The organism is Aliinostoc maniaoense (genome assembly GCF_058172895.1).
This window is the reverse complement of record NZ_CP187952.1, coordinates 5,804,751-5,828,409: the sequence shown is the minus strand read 5'-3', so window position 1 is coordinate 5,828,409 and position 23,659 is coordinate 5,804,751. Positions and strand designations below refer to the sequence as shown.

The 23,659-nt window shown below is 38.6% G+C and carries 26 protein-coding genes and 1 tRNA gene; 14 read left to right on the top strand and 13 right to left on the bottom strand.

The window, feature by feature from the left end; translation table 11 throughout:
• Nucleotides 1–10 precede the first annotated feature (10 nt).
• Together ACPZ3T_RS25510 and ACPZ3T_RS25505 are read right to left on the bottom strand one after the other, a co-directional pair.
• Nucleotides 11–319, bottom strand: a complete 309-nt coding sequence (locus tag ACPZ3T_RS25510) for a HigA family addiction module antitoxin (protein ID WP_490272227.1) — start codon at nucleotides 317–319, stop codon at nucleotides 11–13.
• A gap of 14 nt (nucleotides 320–333) precedes the next feature.
• A complete protein-coding gene (locus ACPZ3T_RS25505; protein ID WP_490272226.1) occupies nucleotides 334–618 on the bottom strand; it encodes a type II toxin-antitoxin system RelE/ParE family toxin in 285 nt (94 codons plus the stop codon).
• 191 nt (nucleotides 619–809) lie between these two features.
• Between ACPZ3T_RS25505 and ACPZ3T_RS25500 the strand changes: the two genes are divergently transcribed.
• A complete protein-coding gene (locus tag ACPZ3T_RS25500; RefSeq protein ID WP_490272225.1) occupies nucleotides 810–1,241 on the top strand; it encodes a hypothetical protein in 432 nt (143 codons plus the stop codon).
• Nucleotides 1,242–1,445: 204 nt separating this feature from the next.
• On the opposite strand, the gene ACPZ3T_RS25495 is transcribed toward ACPZ3T_RS25500, so the two are convergent.
• The 6 genes from ACPZ3T_RS25495 to ACPZ3T_RS25470 all read right to left on the bottom strand — a co-directional run bounded on the left by ACPZ3T_RS25495 (nucleotide 1,446) and on the right by ACPZ3T_RS25470 (nucleotide 6,580).
• Nucleotides 1,446–2,033: a hypothetical protein gene (locus ACPZ3T_RS25495; RefSeq protein ID WP_490272224.1), complete on the bottom strand. Its 588-nt coding sequence runs from the start codon at nucleotides 2,031–2,033 to the stop codon at nucleotides 1,446–1,448.
• Between the two features lie 475 nt (nucleotides 2,034–2,508).
• Nucleotides 2,509–3,429, bottom strand: coding sequence for a hypothetical protein (locus tag ACPZ3T_RS25490; RefSeq protein ID WP_490272223.1), 921 nt, complete (start codon nucleotides 3,427–3,429; stop codon nucleotides 2,509–2,511).
• A 36-nt stretch (nucleotides 3,430–3,465) separates the two neighbouring features.
• Nucleotides 3,466–4,083, bottom strand: a complete 618-nt coding sequence (locus ACPZ3T_RS25485; protein WP_490272222.1) for a hypothetical protein — start codon at nucleotides 4,081–4,083, stop codon at nucleotides 3,466–3,468.
• 138 nt (nucleotides 4,084–4,221) lie between these two features.
• Entirely contained in the window at nucleotides 4,222–5,376 is a 1,155-nt protein-coding gene (locus ACPZ3T_RS25480; protein WP_490272221.1) for an Arm DNA-binding domain-containing protein, read from the bottom strand.
• A gap of 186 nt (nucleotides 5,377–5,562) precedes the next feature.
• A tRNA-Phe gene (locus tag ACPZ3T_RS25475) sits at nucleotides 5,563–5,635 on the bottom strand.
• A gap of 75 nt (nucleotides 5,636–5,710) precedes the next feature.
• A complete protein-coding gene (locus ACPZ3T_RS25470; protein ID WP_490277370.1) occupies nucleotides 5,711–6,580 on the bottom strand; it encodes a metal ABC transporter permease in 870 nt (289 codons plus the stop codon).
• 238 nt (nucleotides 6,581–6,818) lie between these two features.
• Here ACPZ3T_RS25470 and ACPZ3T_RS25465 point away from each other — a divergent pair, with 238 nt between their 5' ends.
• A complete protein-coding gene (locus tag ACPZ3T_RS25465) occupies nucleotides 6,819–7,082 on the top strand; it encodes an ArsR/SmtB family transcription factor (RefSeq protein WP_490277369.1) in 264 nt (87 codons plus the stop codon).
• Between the two features lie 290 nt (nucleotides 7,083–7,372).
• Here ACPZ3T_RS25465 and ACPZ3T_RS25460 read toward each other — a convergent pair whose 3' ends face one another.
• Both ACPZ3T_RS25460 and ACPZ3T_RS25455 read right to left on the bottom strand, forming a co-directional pair.
• On the bottom strand, nucleotides 7,373–8,143 hold the full coding sequence (locus ACPZ3T_RS25460) for a metal ABC transporter ATP-binding protein (RefSeq protein WP_490272220.1): 771 nt from the start codon (nucleotides 8,141–8,143) through the stop codon (nucleotides 7,373–7,375).
• Between the two features lie 210 nt (nucleotides 8,144–8,353).
• Nucleotides 8,354–9,352, bottom strand: coding sequence for a metal ABC transporter substrate-binding protein (locus tag ACPZ3T_RS25455; protein ID WP_490272219.1), 999 nt, complete (start codon nucleotides 9,350–9,352; stop codon nucleotides 8,354–8,356).
• 405 nt (nucleotides 9,353–9,757) lie between these two features.
• Here ACPZ3T_RS25455 and ACPZ3T_RS25450 point away from each other — a divergent pair, with 405 nt between their 5' ends.
• Both ACPZ3T_RS25450 and ACPZ3T_RS25445 read left to right on the top strand, forming a co-directional pair.
• Nucleotides 9,758–11,179: a hypothetical protein gene (locus ACPZ3T_RS25450; RefSeq protein WP_490270384.1), complete on the top strand. Its 1,422-nt coding sequence runs from the start codon at nucleotides 9,758–9,760 to the stop codon at nucleotides 11,177–11,179.
• Nucleotides 11,180–11,576: 397 nt separating this feature from the next.
• Nucleotides 11,577–13,193: an iron uptake porin gene (locus tag ACPZ3T_RS25445; protein ID WP_490272218.1), complete on the top strand. Its 1,617-nt coding sequence runs from the start codon at nucleotides 11,577–11,579 to the stop codon at nucleotides 13,191–13,193.
• 214 nt (nucleotides 13,194–13,407) lie between these two features.
• On the opposite strand, the gene ACPZ3T_RS25440 is transcribed toward ACPZ3T_RS25445, so the two are convergent.
• Nucleotides 13,408–15,027: a CocE/NonD family hydrolase gene (locus tag ACPZ3T_RS25440; RefSeq protein WP_490272217.1), complete on the bottom strand. Its 1,620-nt coding sequence runs from the start codon at nucleotides 15,025–15,027 to the stop codon at nucleotides 13,408–13,410.
• A gap of 94 nt (nucleotides 15,028–15,121) precedes the next feature.
• Complete coding sequence (locus ACPZ3T_RS25435) at nucleotides 15,122–15,388, bottom strand: hypothetical protein (RefSeq protein ID WP_490272216.1); 267 nt, start codon at nucleotides 15,386–15,388, stop codon at nucleotides 15,122–15,124.
• A gap of 389 nt (nucleotides 15,389–15,777) precedes the next feature.
• Here ACPZ3T_RS25435 and gvpA (ACPZ3T_RS25430) point away from each other — a divergent pair, with 389 nt between their 5' ends.
• The 8 genes from gvpA (ACPZ3T_RS25430) (at nucleotide 15,778) to ACPZ3T_RS25395 (ending at nucleotide 20,445) form a co-directional block, all read left to right on the top strand.
• Nucleotides 15,778–15,993, top strand: a complete 216-nt coding sequence (gene gvpA, locus ACPZ3T_RS25430; RefSeq protein ID WP_010996411.1) for a gas vesicle structural protein GvpA — start codon at nucleotides 15,778–15,780, stop codon at nucleotides 15,991–15,993.
• A gap of 108 nt (nucleotides 15,994–16,101) precedes the next feature.
• Nucleotides 16,102–16,317, top strand: coding sequence for a gas vesicle structural protein GvpA (gene gvpA, locus ACPZ3T_RS25425; RefSeq protein WP_010996411.1), 216 nt, complete (start codon nucleotides 16,102–16,104; stop codon nucleotides 16,315–16,317).
• A 193-nt stretch (nucleotides 16,318–16,510) separates the two neighbouring features.
• Nucleotides 16,511–16,900, top strand: coding sequence for a gas vesicle protein GvpC (gene gvpC, locus ACPZ3T_RS25420; RefSeq protein WP_490272215.1), 390 nt, complete (start codon nucleotides 16,511–16,513; stop codon nucleotides 16,898–16,900).
• Between the two features lie 371 nt (nucleotides 16,901–17,271).
• On the top strand, nucleotides 17,272–18,354 hold the full coding sequence (gene gvpN / locus ACPZ3T_RS25415) for a gas vesicle protein GvpN (protein WP_490272214.1): 1,083 nt from the start codon (nucleotides 17,272–17,274) through the stop codon (nucleotides 18,352–18,354).
• 2 nt (nucleotides 18,355–18,356) lie between these two features.
• Nucleotides 18,357–18,791 (top strand): gas vesicle protein, encoded by a 435-nt coding sequence (locus ACPZ3T_RS25410; protein ID WP_490272213.1) that lies wholly within the window; start codon nucleotides 18,357–18,359, stop codon nucleotides 18,789–18,791.
• A 23-nt stretch (nucleotides 18,792–18,814) separates the two neighbouring features.
• On the top strand, nucleotides 18,815–19,282 hold the full coding sequence (locus ACPZ3T_RS25405; RefSeq protein ID WP_490277368.1) for a gas vesicle protein K: 468 nt from the start codon (nucleotides 18,815–18,817) through the stop codon (nucleotides 19,280–19,282).
• A 24-nt stretch (nucleotides 19,283–19,306) separates the two neighbouring features.
• Complete coding sequence (gene gvpF / locus ACPZ3T_RS25400; protein WP_490272212.1) at nucleotides 19,307–20,044, top strand: gas vesicle protein GvpF; 738 nt, start codon at nucleotides 19,307–19,309, stop codon at nucleotides 20,042–20,044.
• Between the two features lie 11 nt (nucleotides 20,045–20,055).
• On the top strand, nucleotides 20,056–20,445 hold the full coding sequence (locus ACPZ3T_RS25395; protein ID WP_490272211.1) for a gas vesicle protein GvpG: 390 nt from the start codon (nucleotides 20,056–20,058) through the stop codon (nucleotides 20,443–20,445).
• Nucleotides 20,446–20,572: 127 nt separating this feature from the next.
• Here ACPZ3T_RS25395 and ACPZ3T_RS25390 read toward each other — a convergent pair whose 3' ends face one another.
• The gene (locus ACPZ3T_RS25390; RefSeq protein WP_490272210.1) at nucleotides 20,573–20,887 is read right to left on the bottom strand and encodes a gas vesicle protein; all 315 of its coding nucleotides are present in this window, start codon (nucleotides 20,885–20,887) and stop codon (nucleotides 20,573–20,575) included.
• Nucleotides 20,888–21,033: 146 nt separating this feature from the next.
• Here ACPZ3T_RS25390 and ACPZ3T_RS25385 point away from each other — a divergent pair, with 146 nt between their 5' ends.
• Complete coding sequence (locus ACPZ3T_RS25385) at nucleotides 21,034–21,720, top strand: GvpL/GvpF family gas vesicle protein (RefSeq protein ID WP_490272209.1); 687 nt, start codon at nucleotides 21,034–21,036, stop codon at nucleotides 21,718–21,720.
• A 14-nt stretch (nucleotides 21,721–21,734) separates the two neighbouring features.
• Entirely contained in the window at nucleotides 21,735–23,639 is a 1,905-nt protein-coding gene (locus ACPZ3T_RS25380; RefSeq protein WP_490272208.1) for an ArsA family ATPase, read from the top strand.
• The last annotated feature ends 20 nt before the right edge of the window (nucleotides 23,640–23,659 follow it).

Below are 23,659 nucleotides of genomic sequence, written 5' to 3'. Positions count from 1 at the left end.
TGTATGAATTTTAGGCTACATCATTAGACGGAAGTTTATGAATTTGATGGTAAACTTCTGAATTTTCTTCAAGGGCTTGACGTAAATCATATTGTGTTTGTAAATTTAACCAAAACTGGGCAGTGTTGCCAAAATAGCAGGATAAACGCAAAGCGGTATCTGCCGTAATACTGCGCTTTCCAGATAAAATTTCACTAATTCGTGTCTGAGCTACACCTATATCTTTGCTTAATCTATAGGCTGTGATATTCAACGGTTCTAAAAATTCTAGCTGTAGGATTTCGCCTGGGTGAATGTTTGGCAATCGGTTGTTATTCATAATGATTTTTATACCTAGTGATAATCGACTATTTCAACTTCCGAAGCATTGTTTTCATCTGTCCAAATAAAGCAAATCCGCCATTGATCATTAATCCGAATACTGTACTGCCCACTTCTATCACCAACTAGCTTTTCTAAGCGATTTCCAGGTGGAACGCGCAAGTCATTAATTGATGTTGCTGCGTCAAGGATAAGTAATTTTCGTAAAGCAGTCTTCTGAATATTGGGTGGGTATTGAGAAGATTTAAAGCCTTCAAAAACTAGCTTTGTCTCTTCAGACTTGAAATTAACAATCACAATGATATCGTTTTGCGTTACTATCGTCAAACGTTAGTATACATTTCAAGTGGTAAATTTTGACATTGCCCAAGCGATCGCTCATTCATAAAACACTTGAATATAAAGATACCTGACAACAACCTGCGCTGTATCTAAGTTTAGAATTTAACCGTAAGCATATCCTCTAAATATTTATCAGCGCGGTTAATATGACTGACGTGAACGCCGACATCACTGGAACTATTACGATCGCACTCCTACCCCAAGACAATGGACAGTATATTTGTCAATTATCATCGTCTCTGAGCGATTCCCCTAGAGACAATATACAATGCTACGGCCAAACCAAAGAACACGCGATCGCCATCGCCCTAGAAAAACTAGCCGATGAGTATCGCCGAATAGCAGAAGAACGACAAAATATAGCTTGGGACACAATAGAGCGATCAGACTCTGGAAAGCCAATTACCAAGCATTACCATGTAATCCTGCACTACGAGCGCATTGCAGAGGAAGAATCGAAATTTGAGGCAATGCACAATACCATTATGGGAAATACGGTGGTAGAGAATGCTAATATCACAGTGATTGAGATTGATCCAAATATACCAATAGAGCCTTTAACGCGATCTTGGGATTGAAATCAACGAAATATAACGGTTTTTAAGACTTTAGTGCTATTGCGATCGCCCAAGCTTGGGCATAGTTCATCACCCACTCAATTCCAGCCTCATCTTTTGTCTGTAAATCAAGCTTTGTGATTCAAGCTAGAAGAATTTATCAATCTCAACATAGTCATTTAAGTCGCCCATATAAAAGCATCCACAACTCAACTACTGAACTTGCTATTTAACTAGCTCAACTGTTTTATAACCAGACGAACCCATAGAATCACTATTCTGCCGTTGCTGGCGGATTGCTGCTAAATGCTCTAATGCTTGGTTTAGCCCTTTTAAAATGTGCCGTTCATATCGAGCTAATTTATCGGTATCTGGAGGTAAAGCCAGCGATTTTTGCTCTTCCTGCCTGATTTGTGCCTGTAAATTTTTCAGTTCTTCTCCACCACTTCTCTCACTTCCTGAATCAATAAGCGATTGCAGGGCATCAGGAAATTTAAAATTCATTTCAGCCCGTAAGATGGCGAGATTGGCGATCGCCGCTTCCGCTTGCCAAAGACGATTCAGTTTTAACCAACCCATTGCGACTTGCTGTACGAGTAGTTGTTCAGTAGCCGTTGTGGGTTGGTATTCCTCAATCAAAGACTGCACAAAGCCTTGGAATACCTCCAAATCTTCCCCCAGCACTAATGGTGGGTGAATTGACAGCAACCCATGTCGTGTGGAGTTTTGAGCAGCAATAGATTTACCCTTTTGTGTAACCGGCCCACGAGATTTTTTCCCATTGGCTCGACAAATTTCTGGATTGGCAACCATAATTTTGCTCAACAACAATGCTTACATTATCCGCACATATGTATATAATTTTTGCCACCTTGGCTGCAACGTACTCGATACAATTCTGGTAAAACACCTAATATCCTGCAAAAAGGTACAATTCAAAGATAGGTTGTTTCTCTCAAAGCTAATGCTTTCAACAAGGACACTGAGAGATTCCTGAAACAAGACAAATTCAGGTTAAGCTAATCTAAAACTTTGCTATCACAATCATGCTACCGAGAAGCATTATATTGGGTAAGTCAGTTTAAGTCTATTGATAGGGCTGTATACCCTACTGTATCTCATTGGTGAGTCAATCTAGTCAATTAATCTCTGTACATTGACCCTACTAATTATTTATATAAAGGTCAATACCTGTAATATGATTATTTGATATTTTTCATAAAATTAGAGACTTGCTATGACTGACTCACCATGATTACTAGATAAGCTTTGTAGACTCACATATTGCTTAATGACTGGCTTTCCTTTGAGTCTCTTGTCCAGGATTGACTTTTACCCACAGCAAAACTCTTCTCACTGCTGTGGGGTTGGCATATGGGTAAGTGATGTTGCCATCTTTGCTAACTATACTAAATGAATTACAAAAATTGGCAATTTTAGGACGTTCTACTGAGTCTGGGCTATGATGATAGTATTTTCCTGTCCAATAATACAACTTGCCATCAGCACAAATCCATTTTTTATCTCCGTATAAAAAGTTTACGGCTTTTTGTGTAAATGCAACGTTGGGATTAGTTAATGCACGAATGTCAGAATCAGCAACATCTGATGTTTTTGATTTTAATTGCGCTTCTTGTGCTTTTCTATCTTCAAGAGCCTTATGTATTTCTTCTTCTAAGCGTTTAATAAAATCTTTTTGATTCATATTCAGGGTTAACCAGTCTGCAATATCCCCTTTTTCTGGACAATCTGGCCATAATCTTATGGGATTAATTTGGATGAATGGTAAGCCAACTTGAGCAGATGCTAGTGCAACTTTTTCTGCTTTCTTATAGCCTGTAACATCCTGATCGGGGAAATAGACTATACCTGCTACATCAGCATCTTTTATTGCCTGGATTGCTTTGATGAGGCTTTTTTCGTTCCAGTCACTACCTTGAATTGTAAATGATACTATCTGAAGCCCAGAAAGTGCCTCCTCTACACATTTCTCTCCCTCTAGGCATAGTACCCATTTATGTTGACCATAGTTTAATACTTCCCTTATTCTGTAAGGCTTCCAAGTTGCATTTCCTTTGCCTAAACATCTTTTACCAGAAGCATCAAGATGATAGGGTTTTGGTTTGCTAGCAGGGTGCTTTTTTCCATTTTCAATTTCCGTTCTGAGTACCCATTGCGTATCACTGTACTGATAACAAATCTCGTACACATTTCCCTTTTGTACACGCGCTGGTGATGTCACAGGTTACAATAACCTTGCCATCTCTATTGATACATCTGGTATGGGTGCAGAGTTTAGTATTTCCGATTGTAGATTTGGTTTCGGTTTTGGTTTGAAAAGGCGATCGCCAGATTTCTCCTTAACAACTTGATTCCAAGGCTTGATCGCTTCACGAATATCTTTACATTCGCACCCGTTCCAACACTCGTATTTCCCTGTTTTAGGGTCAACGCTTGTTTCAGGAGCTTTTTCTGGATCAAAAGGATTTTCATAGCCCTGAAGTTGACGGTTTTGGGATTGCACATTACCCATGTAATTTTTGGCGGCAAGATTACCTCCTGAGTAAGTGGCAATCAATTCCATTAATTCCTGCTCATCAATCAATCTATGGAATAAGGTCGCAGGATAATTAATAAAACAGTTCATAGAATACATTTTTTCAAGTATTTTAATAACTGCGCTCCACAGCATAACCTCTAGTTTTACAATTGGTTCTAACTTTTTAGGGAGTTGACTGTAGATAGAATTAGAATCAATATTTTTTCGATAAAATTCTCCGATAACTAAGAACCTGTAATACTGTAATGGTTTACCTGTATGAGTTATGAGTAATTCTGGGTTATGTTTTTGAGATTGAATCATATCGAAAACTTTGAGAAGTTCAACTTTATGATCTACCTTTGAGTGTTGAGTGTATCCCCAATATGAACTGGGTAATGGCAAAAAGGGTATGTTCATGATTTACTCTTGAATTTTAGATAGTGAATTTTTAAATATTCTCTAGGAAAGTTCAGGTGGTCTTAGGTTTGTAAAGTTAGTAGCACCGTAGTGATTGTCAATCATCTTGGCGGAGGTTCCAGTCCATCGCCCGATCGCAGTGCTGTTAATATGTGATTCCACGCATAAGCTGATAAAGGTATGTCTTGTCTGATAGCTTTTGCGATACGGAATGCCGCATTTGGCTAAAATAGACTTCCATGCGCGATTAGAAAAGTTGTGATGGTCGATAAACTTTCCTTTCGGACTGGTGAAAATTAATGCTTCAGGATTAACGTCTTCCGGTCTAATCTCATCCAAAATCGCTTTTACTTCCGAGTTAATAGGAAAATCCCGCTTTCTTTGTGTTTTTAATCCATCTTTTAAGACTAAGCCATCTTCAGAGACAACAACCGATTCCCGAAACTGAATAACACTGTTGGCAATGTGTTTCCACTTCAAAGCGATTGCCTCAGATGGCCTGCACCCTGTAAAAAACAGGAAGCGCACATAGTGAGTATAGTGGTTGTAGTGGCGATCGCTAGCAAAAGTACGAATAATTAAATCTCTTTCTTCTTTACTGAAAGGATTAACATCTTGTTCTTCTGTAGCACCCTTGGGTGTTTTGATTTTCATGGCAACAAAAGGGTTCGCGTCTATTAATCCTTCTTCCATCGCCCAATTACAGCAAGCTTTAAACTGAGTTAGACAACGTTTAGCAGCATCTGGGGTTAAATTGGCCAAAAGATAATCTCGAATAGCAGATGCTTCATCTAGCGATCGCGTTGGCAACTTAGCGATGTGATTCCGATGCTTAGTAAAGTCTTTAGCGAAGGTACTAGGACTGACTTGAGGTTTTTTGAACTCGCTATATTTATTCCAAAGCTCATCTAAGTGTGGTTTTGGTTTGTGAATTGGTGTAACTGGTGTAACCGTACTTAGAGATGATCTAGGCTTGTATTTCTCTAAAGATTCGTCAAACCGCTCGTATAAGATGTCTTTCTCAATCTCCGCTGCTTTGTATTCTGCCAGTTTCCGGTTAGCGGGAGTATCAAGTAATCCTGTAGACAAATAATGACGCTTACCACCGTAGTGAAATCTCAACTGTAACCGACCATTAGAGCTAATGATTGATACAGATCCTTTGTATCCCCGTTCCTTAGAATCTTTTGAGAACATATGTATTAATGGTGTAATTATCCTCTACTCTACACCATTTACACCATTTTTACACCACTTTTTGGTCTAAAGGTATCCAAAAATGTCCAATATTTATCTCAAAAATAGAACATTAGTTCTATTTTTATTAGGGCTTGGAAATTAAAAAACCCTTGAAACTCAATGATTTCAAGGGTTTTTTGTAAATGCCAGGAACCAGACTTGAACTGGTGACACGAGGATTTTCAGTCCTCTGCTCTACCGACTGAGCTATCCCGGCTTGGTCTTTTTGTTGACCACGATTAATTATCTTAGCAAACATAAAATGATTTGGCAAGGAAATCAGCAAAAAAAATTATGTTGATTTCCACCCCAATTTTAACCAGGTGAACACAGCCACAAACAACAGGAACTGAACTAGTACAATACTGGGGCCTGAGGGTAGGTTAAAAATACCAGAGAGAAGAATACCTGCAACGCTACTAGTTGCACCAACTATTGTTGATAAGAATAAAAAATTGCTGAAGTGATGACTGATTAATTTAGCTGTAGACGCAGGAATAACTAAAAAAGCATTCACTAATAAAACACCAACAGCTTTAATTGCGACAGCTACAGCCAGTGCTAGTAGCACCACAAACCCGTAGCGGTAAAGGTTGACTGGAACGCCTTGCACCCTTGCCACATCTAGATTTAATGTGAGCAAAATTTGCTGTGGCAGGGTTAAGAGTAAGAATATGCTACTAGCTGCTAGTACAAGAATTGTTAAAATTATATCTGTAGTGTCAATTGCTAAAATATCCCCAAATAACACACCCATTAAGTTACCGCGATAACCTTGAATTAGATTGGTTAGGATTACACCGATCGCTAATGCACCCGAAAGGACTATACTAAGTACGCTATCACTAGCTAAATCTGTCTGATCAATTAAGTACAGAACAATCACCCCAAAAACTAACGTAAAAGGTATTAGCATCCAAGTGGGGTTGATTTGTAGCAGCACCCCTAATACTACCCCTACCAATGCTGCATGACCAACAGCATGGCTAAAGAATGATAACTGGCGCAAAGTCACAAAACTACCCAGTAAACCCCCAATTATGCCCATGAGAATAGCACCTGCGATCGCTCGCTGCATAAATGGAAATTGCCACAAATCTATCAAATCGTTGCTACTAGCTATTGCTAACAAGTTGAGATGACAACCATAAATTACATACATAATGTTAATTTTTACAACTGTTAAAAGTATGTTCACAAATCAAATTGCTGTGTTTGTGTGGCTTTACTTAATTAATTAAAAAAATGTTATATATAGATATAATTTTAAGCACATTTTAATAAAAAAATAAATTTCAATAACCCAAATGCTAAAATCAAATACGAAATACTCTGTGATAGACAATAATATTGTGCCATCGATCCCAAATGAGCTACTGACAACAGAAAAAGCTCAACGTATGGCAGATTTTTTCAGCTTTTTAGGAGATGCTAATAGACTCAGAATCCTCTCATTTTTATCAACTAAAGAACTTTGTGTCAGTGATTTAGCAGCTTTATTAGAAATGAGTGAGTCGGCTGTCTCTCACCAGCTACGCAATTTACGAGCTATGCGTTTAGTAACTTATCGTAAACAAGGACGCAATGTATTTTATAGCCTGCACGATAATCATATTTTTCATCTTTATCAGGCTGTAGCTGAACACTTGGACGAAAAAGACTAATAATAATTCGTAATTCGTAATTCGTAATTCGTAATACTCGCAAAGCGAGTTCGCGGAGCGTTCTCGGAGAGTAGCAAGCTACGTAATTCGTAATACTCGCAAAGCGAGTTCGCGGAGCGTTACGCAGTAAAGCAAGCTACGTAATACCCTACGGACTTGCGTAGCAAAGGAAAGGTTTGCGCCTAAGTAATTTGTAAAACACCTTACCAATTGGTCGAAAGCGTTGGTAGCTGGGTACTCAATGTCATGACTGATAACTGATAACTGATAACTGTTCACTGTTCACTGTTTTAATGATGATGTTGGTAGCGGCTAAAGCCTGGGCCGTAGGTTGCTAAAAGGTTTTGGGGTGAGAGGGCAATTTCAGGTTGTCCGGTACAGACGACTGTTTGATTGAGGCAAAGCACGCGATCGCAATGACGGTTTACCATATCTATATCATGGGAAACCTGCAAAATTGTCCAGTTTTCTTCTTGCTTCAATTCATTCAACAACCTATAAAAATCGGCTGCACCTTGCATATCAACTCCAGCAAAGGCTTCATCTAATACCAATAGTTTTCTAGGGATGACTAAGCAGTAAGCTAGCAATACTCGCTTGAGTTGACCACCACTCAAAGTCCCAATACTTTGGTTTCGCAAGTGATAAGTGTCTGTTCTTCTTAAAGCTTCGCTTACTGCTAAAGATTTTTCCGTGGCTTGATGTCGTAGTTTAGATAAAAATGAAAAGTTATTTCTACTTGTAGCTACCCATCCTAAACCTACTAATTCTTGAACTGAAATAGGAAAACTACGATCAAAAACAAAATTTTGCGGCATATAGCCTAAAAGATAACGTAAATTACCTAACCTATTGAGAGGAAGACCGAATATTTCAATCTTCCCGGCACTACGGGGAATTAAATCTAAAACAGCTTTAACTAATGTACTTTTACCTGCACCATTAGGGCCAACTACAGCTGTGTCTGTTCCTGGTGTTAACTCAAAGGAAACATCCCGCACAGCTAAATAATTACCTTGATATACAGTTAATCCCTCAACTTTGAGAACAGGCGATGTCACGTAATGTCACTCCAAAATTAAAATTAAAAATAAGTAGAACGGCGTGAATAATTCAAGGTTTGTAGTAGGGACTTTAGTCCTCTCTTAAGGGCTAAAGCCCTTACTACAAGCCCATTCAATTAAATTTTACATTACTTAATGTAGTTTGTTTTTTTCTCGCCGACTTACTTACCTTTCTGATTTCGCATATGCTATAGGAATAAATAAGCGTTACTTACAAGCTGTTTCTATGGTTTGTAAGTTAGCTTTCATGGCTTGAAAATAATACTGTGGATCTTTTTCACCAGCTTCTAAAGAATCTAAAGAAGCTAATGTTAATTTCAGGTCTTGAGAAAGACTAGTGAGTAATTTGTTGTCTACTCCTGGCTCATTAAATAAAGCTTTTACATTATATTTTCTAACTGCTTTGATGGTATTTTGTATATCTGCTGGAGAAAGTTGATCTTCAGGAATTTCTACTACGGCTACTTGTTTGAGGTTATAACGTTGAGCTAGGTATGGATAGGCATCATGAAAGGTGACAAAGGTGCAGTTAGGAGTTTTTTCTAATGTCTGCTGAAATTGAGTGTTTAAATTTTCTAATTCTTGAATATAAGCACTAGCATTAGCCTCGTAGGTAGCTTTATTTGCTGGGTCGGCAGCAATTAAGCCATCACGAATATTTGTTACTTGCTGTTTTACTAATACAGGATCTAACCACACATGGGGATTACCTTCAGCGTGGTCATGGTCATGGTCGTGGTCTTTTGTGGCTTTTACTACTGGTGAGATTTCATTTAAGGGTTTAATGCCAGCACTAGCATCAATTTGCTTTAATTTAGGGTTTTCGGCATTTTTGACGGTGGCTGCCAAAAATTCCTCTAATCCCAACCCATTTTTCACTAAAATATCTGCTGTAGCGATCGCTTTAACGTTATCTGGTGTAGCTTGATATTCATGGACTTCTGTGCCTGGAGAAATTAATATCTCCACATCTGCTGCATCTCCAGCCACAGCTTTTGTAAATAAATACATCGGTAAAAATGTTGTTACAACCTTGATTTTTGCTGGTTGCGCTACAGGAGTAGATGCTGCTTCCTGTGCTTGTGGAGACTTTTGAGTAGTTGTGTCTTCAGTCTGGCTCGATGAGTTACAACCAACTGTTACCGACAATATTACCAAGGTAATTAACGACAGGATACCTTTTGTTGCTATGCTTCTTTTCCCCATAGTCTTCCCCTCCGCAACTATGCTCTAGCTGCTGCGATCGCACTTTCAATATAGATTTTGAGAATGAAGGAAATTTTATAATAATAATTCTCATTCTCAAATTTAGGATAACACGAGTCTGCCTCAGTAATCACAACAAATTGCCTTACCGTTTTACTAACCCCTACACCCCTACACTAGGCTGTTGACTTTGTCGGTTTTAAGGCAGAATTAGTTCATACAATAATTGTGTCGGAAAAATCCAGCAAAGTCAAAGTCTATGCAAGAGTTTAAAAGCCCAGTGAGTAGATTAGCGAGATTGTTCAAGAAAGGTAGAGAAAACTGGAAAGAGAAGGCGGTCGTAAAACAGAAGCAAATCAGAGCTTTAGAAATAAAAGTGAGAGACTTAACGGATTCGAGAGAGAAGTGGAAAAAGCGTGCGATGGCGGCAGAAGCAAGGTTAAAAAAACTGAAGTTGGAGGAGGAGAGCGAAAAAAAGCAGAAATCGAAAACCAATCAGCCGACATAGAATCGGAGATGGGTGAAACAGACTTAAAGATTAAGGGTCACTATTATGATGTAAAAACAATTCAGCAAGCGATACATTTGTTAATCAACAGTGGGATTAGTTTTAGAGGTGTAGAGAAAGTTTTTGAATTATTTAATGATTGTGAATCACAGGCAACTCCTAGCTTTAGCTGTATTAGAAAATGGTTAGGAAGAATAGCAATATATGAGTTAAAAAGAGAAAAAGAGTATCGCAGGGATTGGATTTACATTGTGGATTTTACTTTAGCATTGGGAAAACATAAAGCTTTAGTTGTGCTAGGGGTGTCACAGGAATACTTATTATCAAATGTAATTGAGGAAAAGAGGGGATTATCACATAAAGACGTAGAAATACTAGCAATAGAAATAATGGAGTCTACCAAAGGAGAAATCATAGAAAAGCAATTAGATAAAATTAGCCAAAGGGTGGGAGTACCAAGACAAATCGTTGCAGATAATAGTAGTGACCTAGCGCGTGGAATCAAGCTATATCAAGAAAATAATCCAGAGGTAATTTATACGCATGATGTGACTCACGCAATGGCATTACTATTAAAATATCAATTAGAATCAGATAAGAGATATCAATCATTTATCCAAAAGTGTAGCATATGTAGGCAGCAATTACAGCAAACAGAATTATCTTTTTTAGCTCCGCCATCACAGCGTTCTCAATGTCGTTATTTTAATATTGAAAGGCTAACTAATTGGGGAATTAAGTTATTAAACTCATCAGTGGAAACTCTAATTAGCCTGATTCCAGATATTGCCCCCACAGTGATTTATCAAAAAGTCAGAGATAAGTTGGGGTGGTTAAATGATTATCAATCAGATTTAATTAAATGGAATCAAATGGTATTGCTAACACGCCGTATCGAAACTGAGCTTAAACAATCAGGAATCAATCATGATTCTCTTGTGCATTTCGCAAATAATCAAGATAATTATGATGATAATTGTCTCCAGAAGCTTCAGCAAGATATTTTGGGTTATCTAGCTGTTCAATGTAACAAAATCAAGCATGAAGGTACTTTTTTGGCTACTTCTGATGTTATTGAATCACTCTTTGGAAAATACAAGCAATTTTCTGCTCGCTGTCCATTTAAAGAAATCAGTCAAATGCTACTAACCATATGTCTATCGACTATGGATTTAACAACTACTGTTGTTAAAAATGCACTTTTAAATATTAGCTTTGCTGATGTTGAAGCATGGTTTCTTCAGGTTTTTGGTCAGTCTTCGCTCTCGAAACGAAAAATATTATTTTCTCCTGATTACGAAGACACAGAAACTGCATGAACTTTTACCCCTAAAAAAAGTACAGAGTCAACAGCCTACCCCTACACCCCTACACCCCTACACCCCTACACCCCTACACCCCTACACCCCTACACCCCTACACCCCTACACCCCTACACCCCTACACCCCCAAACCCCTAAACCCCTACACCTATCAGATAAGTTGTAGGAAACTTCCCACTTCACTAGACAAAAGTTGAGTCAACTACTATGCTTAACCTTTACATAACCCACACTTAAATCGAGGAATTTATGAATTATTGATTTATACTGTTAAAAAATTTGCTAGGTACTGCTAAGATTCTGTGAATCCGTTGTTAAAAACTTTGCAATCGTCAAGGCTTGGTATTGGTGTTACCAAGTAGAAATTCAGCATATTTTTCAGTGTGAGGACAAAATGGCGAAATTTTGGAAGTATTTACTAGCTAGTCCAGCATTGTGCAGCATGGTGTTATTTTCTGGTACTGCTGCATTTGCCGGGGAAATATCTACCCCATCAGAAATTAAGGAATCATCCAACACCCCGACTCCAGTTGTCAAAGCAGACAACTCCTCTCAAGACCAGGTAATGTCACAAGTTACCTCTGTGTCTCAATTATCAGACGTACAACCTACCGATTGGGCATTTCAAGCATTGCAATCCTTGGTAGAACGTTATGGTTGTATTGCAGGCTATCCCAATGGGACATATCGTGGTAATCGCGCCATGACACGGTATGAGTTCGCCGCAGGTGTCAATGCTTGTCTGGATAGAGTCAATGAATTAATTGCTACCGCCACTGCTGATTTAGTTACCAAACAAGATTTAGCTACCTTGCAAAAACTCCAAGAAGAGTTTTCCGCAGAGTTAGCCACACTCAGAGGACGAGTAGACGCACTAGAAGCTCGTACTGCTGAATTGGAAGCCAATCAGTTTTCTACCACAACCAAACTACAAGGACAAGTTGTAGCTGTAGTAAGTGATGTCTTATCAGGCGATCGCGTTGAAAACACCGACGTTACAGACAAGAATACCACTCTGGCATACAGAGCGCGTCTGGAATTGGTAAGTAGTTTCAGTGGTCAAGATACTCTGTTTACCAGAATTGAAGCCAACAATATTTTCACCCCCAACATTAATACTACAGAGGGCAACCTATTTTTCGCTAGTGCAGCACCAAGTAATAACGCTGCCATAGGTACTTTATGGTACGCATTCCCTGCCACTAAGAATACTCAAGTTAAACTGATTGCTACTGGAGGTGCAGCAGATGACCTCACTAGCACCGTGAATCCTTTTGATGGTGATGGAGCTTTTGGTGCTTTATCTACCTTTGGTACACGCAACCCCATTTATGGTCAGATAGGTGGTACAGGTATAGGTGTTACCCATCAATTCAGTGATAAATTGGCTCTGAGTCTAGGATATTTGAGTGGCACAGCTAACAACCCAGCCGCTAAGAATGGTTTGTTTGATGGTGCTTATGGCGCATTGGCACAGTTAACAGTTAAACCTAGCGATCGCATTACTGTTGGGTTAACATACATTAACTCATACAAACAGCCACTAGCCACAGGTAGCAATGCTGCAACCTTCCAAAATTTAGCACTCAACCAGCAACTCAACGATGTAGCATTTTCCAGCAACTCCTACGGTGTGCAGGCATCCGTCGGTATCACTGATAACATAATATTGGGTGGTTGGGCAGGCTATACCAATAGCCGCACCTTGACAGGCGAACGTGGAGATGTTGACATTTGGAACTATGCCGTAACTCTAGCCTTCCCTGACCTTGGGAAAAAAGGCAATTTAGCCGGTATCATCGCCGGTATGGAACCTAAAGTCACCAGTTCCAATCTTGAGGTATTACCTAAAGATAGTGACACATCTTTCCACCTTGAGGCATTTTATCAATACAAAGTCAGCGACAATATCACCATCACACCTGGTTTAATCTGGCTGACAGCACCAGATCATGATGATAACAATGATTCCGTAGTCATTGGTGCATTGAGAACTACATTTAGTTTCTAATTTCACCAATTTCATTAAAAGCGGCGGGAAACTCCATCCCCTTGTGGGTGGAGAGGGATAGCCGCCCCGCCGCTTGGGGCATAGGGCATAGGGCATAGGGCATAGGTATGTTCTTTAAAAAGACGCAAAGTTATCCTTTGCGTCTTTTGTTGTTCACAGATAATTTTTTCTTCCCCTACACCCCTACACCCCTACACCCCACACCCCCACACCCCTACACCCCCACAGGCAATAAAACCTGACAACGATCGCAATTAACACTCAATGTAGTGATCTGAGCCTTCATGAAACCCTCACTACTGAATATAGCCCCTTTCCCAGAGTTCATAGCATAGGCTGGATAACAAGCTAAACTCAAACTCAAACGCAAACAATTACCTTTGGCTACTCGTATACATACTGTTTGCAGTTGTATCTGTTTAATCATGCCATTTGTGGTGTCTGGGCAATGTAAATAACCTTGCGTTATGTTGTACACTCTCCCATCAGGATACACCTGGGAGAGTACAGCGCATAAATCATAACTATCTTGGTCACACTCACAGCAAATTTCTACTAATACGTCCCCCATGAGAGATAAATCTGCCGTTAAAGGTGCGCTGGTGTAAGTTAACACATCAGAACGGGAATCTATATGCGATCGCTCAAACACACCCGCCGGTATTGCTGCATGACCACCCACCGCCGGCACTGGTCGCCAAGGGTCATGGACTAATATGTCTTGGGGAGTGGGAAGTGGGGATTGGGGGCTGGCGATGAGGATGCCGGCATTTTCTCGGATGCTAGCTAATCCGGTGGTTGACAAAAAGTAGGATTTCTGGTTTGGTGTAGGTAAAGTGGGGAAATCTTGCCAAGTGTTGCTACCCATTTCAAAAAAGCACACAGGAGACTCATTGAATAAACCTGTATCTACACCTTTGAGAAATTGATTAAACCAACGAATCTGCATTTGATCGATGGGGCTAGCTGCTAACTTGCCAAAATCAGCCTCCCCAACTTTGCGTCCCCAGGGTAAATGCGCCCAAGGGCCAATAATTAAATGTTGGAGAGTCTTAGCACGGGCTGTCATATCTTTGTATAGGTGCAATGTACCGCGCAGATAAGTATCAAACCATCCACCAATATGAAACATCGGCAAGTCAACACTGTCAAAGTAGGTTTTAGGTGAGAGTTGTTGCCAATAATTATCAGGTTGGGGATGGGCTAGCCAATCATGATAAAAGGACTCTGGCGCAAGTTTTTGCAAAATTTCGGGCTGATTGATGGGAAGATGGCGTGAAGCAGCAAATAAAGCTTGATATGCTGTTTGATTACCATGTAATCGTGCGGTTTCTGCGGCTAATTGTATTGCCCAAGCTAAATTGGTTTGTAGACAGAATGCACCACCTTCATAAGCCCAATCTGTATACAAATCATAACCAATCATTGCTGGACAAATCGTTTTCAGGGCTGGCGGTTTGGCGATCGCCGCATATAATTGAGTCATTCCCTGATAGGAAAAACCATACATTCCCACCAGTCCATTACTAGCGGGTAAACTAGCCGCCCAATTAACGCTATCTGCACCATCAGCAATTTCATTGGCGAATAACTCAAACTCACCCTCTGATGTACCCCGCCCCCGCACATCTTGAATCACAACAATATAACCCTGGCTAGCATACCAACTAGGATGAGCATAAACCACCGTAGAAGCGATCGCTCTACCGTAGGGTTGTCGCATTAATAATACAGGAAACTCACCTTCTGCATTCGGTTGATAGATATCTGCATCCAGGCGTACACCATCACGGGTGTACATCGAGGCGGTTTGTTTAGGGAGGATTTTGTACATTTTCTTCAGCCATCAAGAAAAAATTCAGCGATCAATTCTGACTGCTGAATTATTCTGCAAAATATCATCCCATTCCTCAAGAGAGTAGATCGACTTAACCGTGTTGAACCCGACGTTCAAATTCCTCACGAGTTTTTTCTACTACAGTTAGAGCAGATTTATAAATATTTTCATTTTCCTGTTTTAACCAATTTAACAGACTAGCAATTTGAGCATTCCTTAAATCTAAGTCTGTCTGAAAAATAATCGAAGTTGCCATCACCTGAGCGTATTGAGGTGGATGTCCTTGATCTACAAATGTAGCAATTAATCCTGCTAACGCTCCCTGTCTTATAGGATCAGAAGTAGCTTCCATAGACATGATTTTTTTACAAAGATAATTCTTGAAAATATCCTATGTTATGTTGCCAAACTTTTAGTAACCGTAGTATTACTTAATTTGATCAATTTAATTATATGTAGATATAATATGTTTTCAAACAAATAAACTTACACGAAAAACAACAAATCAAACAAATTACAACACTAAAACTGACATTTTTTACATAAATGACTTTTTAACACATACAAATCAAACAATCAGCTAGATTTTGGGAGTTAAACATTTGCTATTTTTGCATTTCTTTACACTTTTTCTCCTGTCAAAGTCTTTACATTACTGAAGAGCAATGTCTAATATGAATGCAGTAAGAAGCTCAGGCAAATGTCTAGCTAATACTAAGAATCAACAATGAGTTAAGGTGTAAAAACATGGCTGTTGAAAAAACTAATTCCTCCTCCAGCTTGGCAGAAGTTATTGACCGGATTTTAGACAAAGGTATCGTTGTAGATGCTTGGGTACGTGTTTCTCTAGTTGGTATTGAATTGCTGGCAATTGAAGCTCGCATCGTTATCGCGTCTGTTGAAACCTACTTGAAATATGCAGAAGCTGTAGGTCTTACTCAGTCCGCCGCAATGCCTGCTTAATAATTATTAAGTAGATTCTAGAAAATCATAATTCACTATTAAGTAATTCTGATTTTCTACCTTCATCCAGACACAGTTCAAAACAACAATGAGTTAAGGTACAAAAATATGGCAGTTGAAAAAACCAATTCTTCCTCCAGCTTGGCAGAAGTTATTGACCGCATCTTAGACAAAGGTATCGTTGTAGATGCTTGGGTACGTGTTTCTTTAGTTGGTATTGAATTGCTGGCAATTGAAGCTCGTATCGTTATCGCGTCTGTTGAAACCTACTTGAAATATGCAGAAGCTGTAGGTTTAACTCAGTCCGCCGCAATGCCTGCTTAATTATTAAGTAGATTCTAGAAAAGCAGAATTACTAAGTTTGTAATTCTCATGTATATTCTGCTTTGATTCGCTACTCCTGATAATTACAGGAGAAAACGAAAACAGCAGATATTCTTGGAACTGCATTTGCTGGATATTAATTATCCAGTAAATGTAGTTAATTCACGCTTGTAATCACATTGCGGAGAACCTCATGACGGCTTTAATGCAAAGAATCCGCCAAGAGCATCAGTCAATAGCTGAGGAAGTAGCTCAACTATCTAGAGAGACTCATGAATTCTTGGCCGCCACCACAGCAAACAGACAAGAGCAAGCTAAAAAGCAAGCTCAAGAGCTGCGTATGTTTCATGAAGAACTTGAGTACACAACTCAAGATTTTCTAGATGAAACAGCTAAAGCAAGATTTGCACAAGCACAAGCACAAGCCAAGTTTTTGCATCAGTTTCACAAAAATCTGGAACAAACAACCCATGACTTTTTGACTGAAACGGCAAAGGACAGAACAGAGCAAGCTAAAGCGCAAAGAAAAAATCTGCGTCAATTCCGTCAAGATTTATTTACTAGCGTTTTCGGCACATTTTAGTATTTAGTCAACACTCCCAAACAATAGTCAATGTGTTGACTCGGCTAAAGCTAAATAGTAAAACCCCCTAATCTTCCAGTATGAAAACTGGTCAGACCAGGGGGCAAATTCAACAATGAGTTTTAATGTAAAACTTTACATATCCTACGCTATTACGGAATTGAATGCAAGCAGTTGATTAAACTTAAGACTTTACCCTTCAACTCGTTTTTTGTAGGTAACAACAATTAACTCCTATATGTTAAAGGAGTTAAGTAGTAATAGATGTTTATTTACGGTTTGTATATCTAGAATAACATATCAAGTTACAAATTGTATCTAAGCATCTGGATTTTTTCTAGAAATACTATTTTTTCTTGTCATCATAATCTATGACCCTCACCACAAATAATAAGAAAAGAGCTGTTCTTCGTGTTCGTCCTGGCCAATTTGTCGTTACGCCAGCAATTGAGCAGATAGCAATTCGGGCATTGCGTTATCTTACATCAGGTTTTGCTATTCATTTACGCGGCCCAGCCGGTACAGGTAAAACAACCTTAGCGATGCACCTGGCTAACTGTCTAGATAGACCAATCATGTTAATTTTTGGAGATGACGAGTTTAAAAGTTCTGATTTGATTGGCAGTGAATCAGGTTACACCCATAAAAAGTTAATGGATAACTACATTCACAGCGTTCTCAAAGTAGAGGATGAACTGAAACAAACTTGGGTTGATTCAAGACTAACTTTAGCTTGTCGAGAAGGTTTCACTTTAGTATACGACGAATTTAATCGTTCCCGACCGGAAGTAAATAACGTCTTACTATCAGCCTTAGAAGAAAAAATTCTCACTCTTCCTCCCAGCAGCAACCAACCAGAATATCTCCACGTTAATCCCCAATTTCGGGCTATTTTCACCTCCAATCCCGAAGAATACTGCGGAGTTCATTCAACTCAAGATGCTTTGATGGATAGGTTGGTAACAATTAATATGCCAGAACCGGATGAACTAACTCAAATTGAGATACTAGTTCATAAAACCAACATTTCTAGAGATGATGCCCGGTTAATCGTGCGATTAGTTAAAGCATTTCGCCTTGGTACAGGTGGAGAAAAAACCTCCGGTTTGCGCTCTTGTTTGATGATTGCTAAAGTATGTGCTGAACACGAGATTTTAGTATTACCAGAAAATTCCGATTTTAGAGAAATTTGTGCAGATGTGCTATTTAATCGCACTAATTGGTCTGCTAGCGAAGCAACAACAATTTTCTTAGAATTACTCAACCACCTACATATACAAGCAATAGACGAATCACGTCACAATGTGACATCAGATGACACAGTGGCAGATGATTCCTTAAGTAATGGCCATTCTGAAAGTTCACAACAACTAACTGAAGAAAAGCCTGAGTCTATCACGCAAAAAGGTTTAGTGATTAACCATAATGTAAATTCCATTGAAGAGTCTAATTAATCGTGACTACTACACCCTTACAGCCAACACGTCCTCAAACTAACGCCAGTCGAGCTATTTCCACATCTACGCAAGGTTCTACCTTAGCGGATATTCTCGAACGGGTTTTAGATAAAGGAATTGTAATTGCTGGAGATATTTCTGTATCTATTGCCTCAACTGAACTGCTACATATTCGCATTCGCTTGTTAATTTCTTCCGTTGATAAAGCCCGTGAGATGGGAATAAATTGGTGGGAAAATGACCCCTATCTCAGTAGCAAATCTCAACATTTAATTGAGGAAAACCAGCAACTTCAGCAACGGCTGGAAAGTTTAGAAACACAGTTACGTTTACTCACCTCTGCCAACGTTAAAGAACCCATTCAGTTAGCAGCTAATACTGATAATGATTGCCAGCCAATAGATGAGGTAAATAGTCCGGTTCAAGAAATTTAGAAAAGGTAGATGGCATCATGACAATTGTTTGTACTCCAGTTGAAAACTCTCCTAATTTGCCACCTACCACGTCTAAAGCTAATAGCCAGGCGGGTTTAGTTCCTCTACTTTTGACTGTAGTGGAACTTGTCCGTCAGCTGATGGAAGCGCAAGTCATTCGCCGCATGGAACAGGAATGCTTGAGTGAATCTGAATTAGAGCGAGCCGCAGAAAGCTTACAAAAGTTAGAGGCACAAGTTTTAAATTTGTGTGAGATTTTTGAGATTGACCCAGCCGATTTAAATATCAATTTAGGAGATGTTGGGACTCTTTTACCCTCACCCGGCTCTTATTACCCTGGTCAACCGGGAACTCAACCTTCAGTACTAGAACTATTAGACCGTCTTTTAAATACGGGAATTGTTGTGGATGGGGAAATAGATTTAGGTCTAGCTCAAATCGATCTTATTCATGCGAAATTGCAGTTAGTTTTAACCTCACAACCGTTGTAATTGATGTAGACATTTTTGATAGTTATGAGTTTTGGTTTTTATCTATACGGTATTTTTCCTGATTCCATCCCAGCAACTATTGCGATTGATGGATTGGATGCTCAACCTGTTTATAGTCAAGTAGTTGATGGCTTTACTTTTTTGTATTCAGAAGCCAAAAAAGAAAAATATTTAGCTTCTCGTCGTAATTTAATCAGCCATGAAAAAGTTCTAGAACAAGCAATGGAAAAAGGTTTCCGCACCTTGTTACCTTTGCGATTTGGATTAGTTGTAAAAAATTGGGATGCAGTAATTACACAACTTATCCAACCATATAAAGATAAATTACAAGATTTGTTTCAAAAATTGAATGGAACACGAGAAGTCAGCGTCAAAATTTTTTGGGATACCAAAGCTGAATTACAAGCAATGATGGAATCTAATCCAGACTTAAAGCAGCAGCGTGATCAAATGGAAGGCAAGGCGTTAAGTATGGAGGAGGTAATTCATATTGGGCAGTTAATTGAAAGTAATTTAGCAGCACGTAAACAATCTGTAATTCAAGTTTTTTTTAATGAACTCAAACCTCTAGCCAGTGAGGTAATTGAAAGTGAGCCAATGACAGAAGACATGATTTACAATGCTGCTTTTCTGATTCCTTGGGATAACGAGTCTATATTTAGTGAGCGAGTGGAAGTGATTGATCAAAAATTTGGCGATCGCTTACGTATTCGTTACAACAATTTTACTGCACCTTATACATTTGCTCAAATTTCTGAATAGGAGTTAAGATTATGCTTGGAAAAATATTACTATTTCCAGTAATGGGGCCAATTAGCGGGCTGGTGTGGATTGGAGAACAAATTCAAGAGCGGACTAATACTGAATTTGATGCCCAAGAAAATCTGCATAAACAATTATTAAGTCTGCAATTATCATTTGATATGGGCGAAATTTCTGAAGAAGACTTTGAGGAACAAGAAGAAGAACTGTTGTTGAGAATCCAAGCTTTAGAAGAAGAATTACGTGTTGAGTCGGAATCAGAAGCAGAAGCAGATGAACTAGAGGATTTTGTGATTGAGCCTGTGTTGATTTCCGAATCTGAAGTGAATGAAATTTACCAAGAGCAACCCCGGTTTAGAAGCGAGTATGAGGATAATGGTAATTTAGTTTTATCACCTTAATCATAATTCCTAATTAAAGCTGAGGAGAAAAACTGCATTTATTACATAGTGAAATTAAACAACTAAAAACCCGCATCTGCGGGTTCAAGTTTAATTTGAATAGTTGCATGAATTAAGCACAACCCGCTTAATATTCAATATCAAAAGCTTGGTAATTATGAGCATCAAAAACTGTTTTTGGACGCGTCATCATAGAGATTTGTGAATCAGAGTTACGTAAGTGATGAATATTTCTTTCTGTGTCTTCTATTTGGGTTTTAAGTGTAATTAAGCGTTGCTTAAGTAGCACAGTACGCTGCTCAATAAAATTCAACTCTTGTTTGATTCTTTGTTGTTCTGTGACTAATTTATAAAGTTCTAATTGATTAGATGACTCAGATTTACTGCGAGGCATCGTTGTAATTTTAGGTCTAATTGCTCCGCGATTACGTATTTTCTTCATTGAAGATACCTGAATAATTGATAGTATTATAACTAAGATTTTAACATTGTAAATACTTTGATTAAAAGTACCATAATTTTTAGTTTTATGACAAAATATGTCATCTCAGTTCTAGGGTTGATAAGTTCAATTTTTTTGTATTTGATATGATGCGATCGCCAAATTTTTACACTTACGCTTTTCTCAAAACTCCTGACGTTACTTTGAATTTACCCCAAGGTAACATCAGACCAGTAGAATTAATTAATGGTGCTTATATTTCAGCTATTGTTGAACCAGAAATCTCCTTAGATTCATCCCAAAACAATGATGAGCAAATCATCAAAATGGCTTTAACTCACGATCGCGTTATTTGTGATATATTTCGCCAAACGACAATTTTACCTTTGCGCTTTGGCACTAATTTTAGTTCCCAAGACAGCTTGCTCAATTATCTAGATAATCACAGTCAGGAATATTTAGAAAAACTAGAAAATATTCAAGATAAACACGAATATACATTAAAACTTATCCCCCAAGTATTGGCAGAGCCAGAAAAGCTATCTGTAGGCAGTGGGAGAGATTATTTTTTAGCCAAAAAGCAACAATATGAAAATCAAAAAAACTTTAGCATTGCTCAAAATGAGGAAAAATCTCACCTAATTAATCTGATCACAGAAATTTATCAATCCTCTGTAATTATTCAACAGCAAGCAGAAGAAGTCAGGATTTATCTTTTAGTCAACTCTCATGATAAAGCCTTACTTTTAGACAGAATTTTATCTTGGCAACAATATTGCCCACATTGGAATTTAACCTTGGGAGAATCGCTGCCCCCTTATCACTTTATTTAACTATTAACTTAATTATGAACCACTACGATTCACTACATCTAGTTATGTTTAGCGGCAAAGGAGGGGTTGGTAAAACTACCCTTTCTTGCAGTTTTGCTCGTTACTGGGCTAGAAGGTTTCCTGAAGAAAAAATTCGCTTAATTTCTACAGATCCTGCCCATTCTTTAGGAGATGTATTACTTTCAGAAGTTACTGATATTGCTTCATCATTAGGTGATTTACCAAATTTGAGCATTCAAGCCTTGGATGCTCAAAAATTGTTGTTAGAATTTAAAGCTAAATATAGCAACTTTTTAGAATTATTAGTTGAGCGGGGTAGTTTAGCAGATGGAGACGATTTAGCCCCGGTTTGGGATTTAGACTGGCCTGGTTTAAATGAATTGATGGGTTTATTAGAAATCCAACGCCTGCTAGCTGAAAAAGAAGTAGATCGTGTAATTGTAGACATGGCCCCTTCTGGACATACATTAAATCTGTTGCGGTTAAAAGATTTCTTAGATGTTATTTTAAATTCCTTAGAATTGTTCCAAGAAAAGCATCGGGTAATTACCAAAAGCTTTACAGGAACTTATACTGCTGATGAAGTCGATAACTTTTTAGTAGAAATGAAAACTCAACTTGCAGAAGGTAGACGACTACTGCAAGATGAAAGCTTTACCGGTTGTTTAGTCGTGGGTATTTCTGAACCGATGTGTTTTTTAGAAACTGAGCGGTTCATTAATAGTTTAGAAACCCTAGAAGTACCTTATGCTGGTTTATTTATCAATCGAATCTTAACCAATGCAGATATTGAACCAGATCGTTATGCTGAACAACAAAATCTGCTGCATAAATATTTACAACTTGTTGCTAACCAACCTGTTTTTATTATTCCTCAACAGCGAGTAGAACCCTTGGGTGGGGTATCTTTAGATGCTCTAGCCTCCCAAATCCAAAAAATTGATAGTGTGGAACTTGCTCCCGCACCTAAAATTGAATGGCCAAATAAAGTTTTACCGAGTTTTAGTGATTTTATTAACGAAGGATGTCAATTAATTATTGTTGGTGGTAAGGGAGGAGTAGGCAAAACAACAGTATCAGCCGCCATTGCTTGGGCTGCTGCTCAACAACATCCAGATAAAAAAATTCGAGTAATTTCTATAGATCCAGCCCATTCTTTAGGTGATGCTTTTGGTAAAGAATTTGGACATGAACCTGTAGATTTAGCATCTAATTTAAGTGGGCAAGAAATTGATGCTAATCGAGTGTTAGAACAATTCCGTGCAGATTATCTGTGGGAGTTAGCAGATATGATTAGCGGTGAAGGTTCGCAAACAGATACAACCATAAATGTTGCCTATGTGCCAGAAGCATGGCGGCAAATTATGTCTCAAGCTTTACCAGGGATTGATGAAATGTTATCCCTAGTAACTGTGATGGATTTATTAGATAGTAACCAACAAGATTTAATTATTTTAGATACTGCGCCGACAGGTCATTTGTTGCGATTTTTAGAAATGCCCTCAGCTTTAGGGGATTGGTTATCTTGGATATTTAAATTGTGGATTAAATATCAAGATGTCTTAGGGAGAGTTGATTTTATTGGGCGATTGCGGCACTTACGCCAACAAGTTGTACAGGCACAAAAGAAACTGAAAAATCCTCAACATACTCAATTTATTGGTGTCATTCAGTCGGAAGCAGCAATTATATCTGAACACATACGCTTAACAGCATCTCTGAAAAAAATGGGAGTTAACCAGCGTTATGTAGTGCAGAATCGCTACAGTCAAGAGGTAGAAATTGATGGCAGTTTATTTCCAGAACAAACGATTATTCACTTACCCGGATTACCGCGTTCTGTTGAACCGATCGCGCGGATTCAAGGGGCAGCTAATCTTTTATTTGAAGTTGAGGAATTAACTGCAAATAAACGATGAAGATGACAAAAGCAAAATAA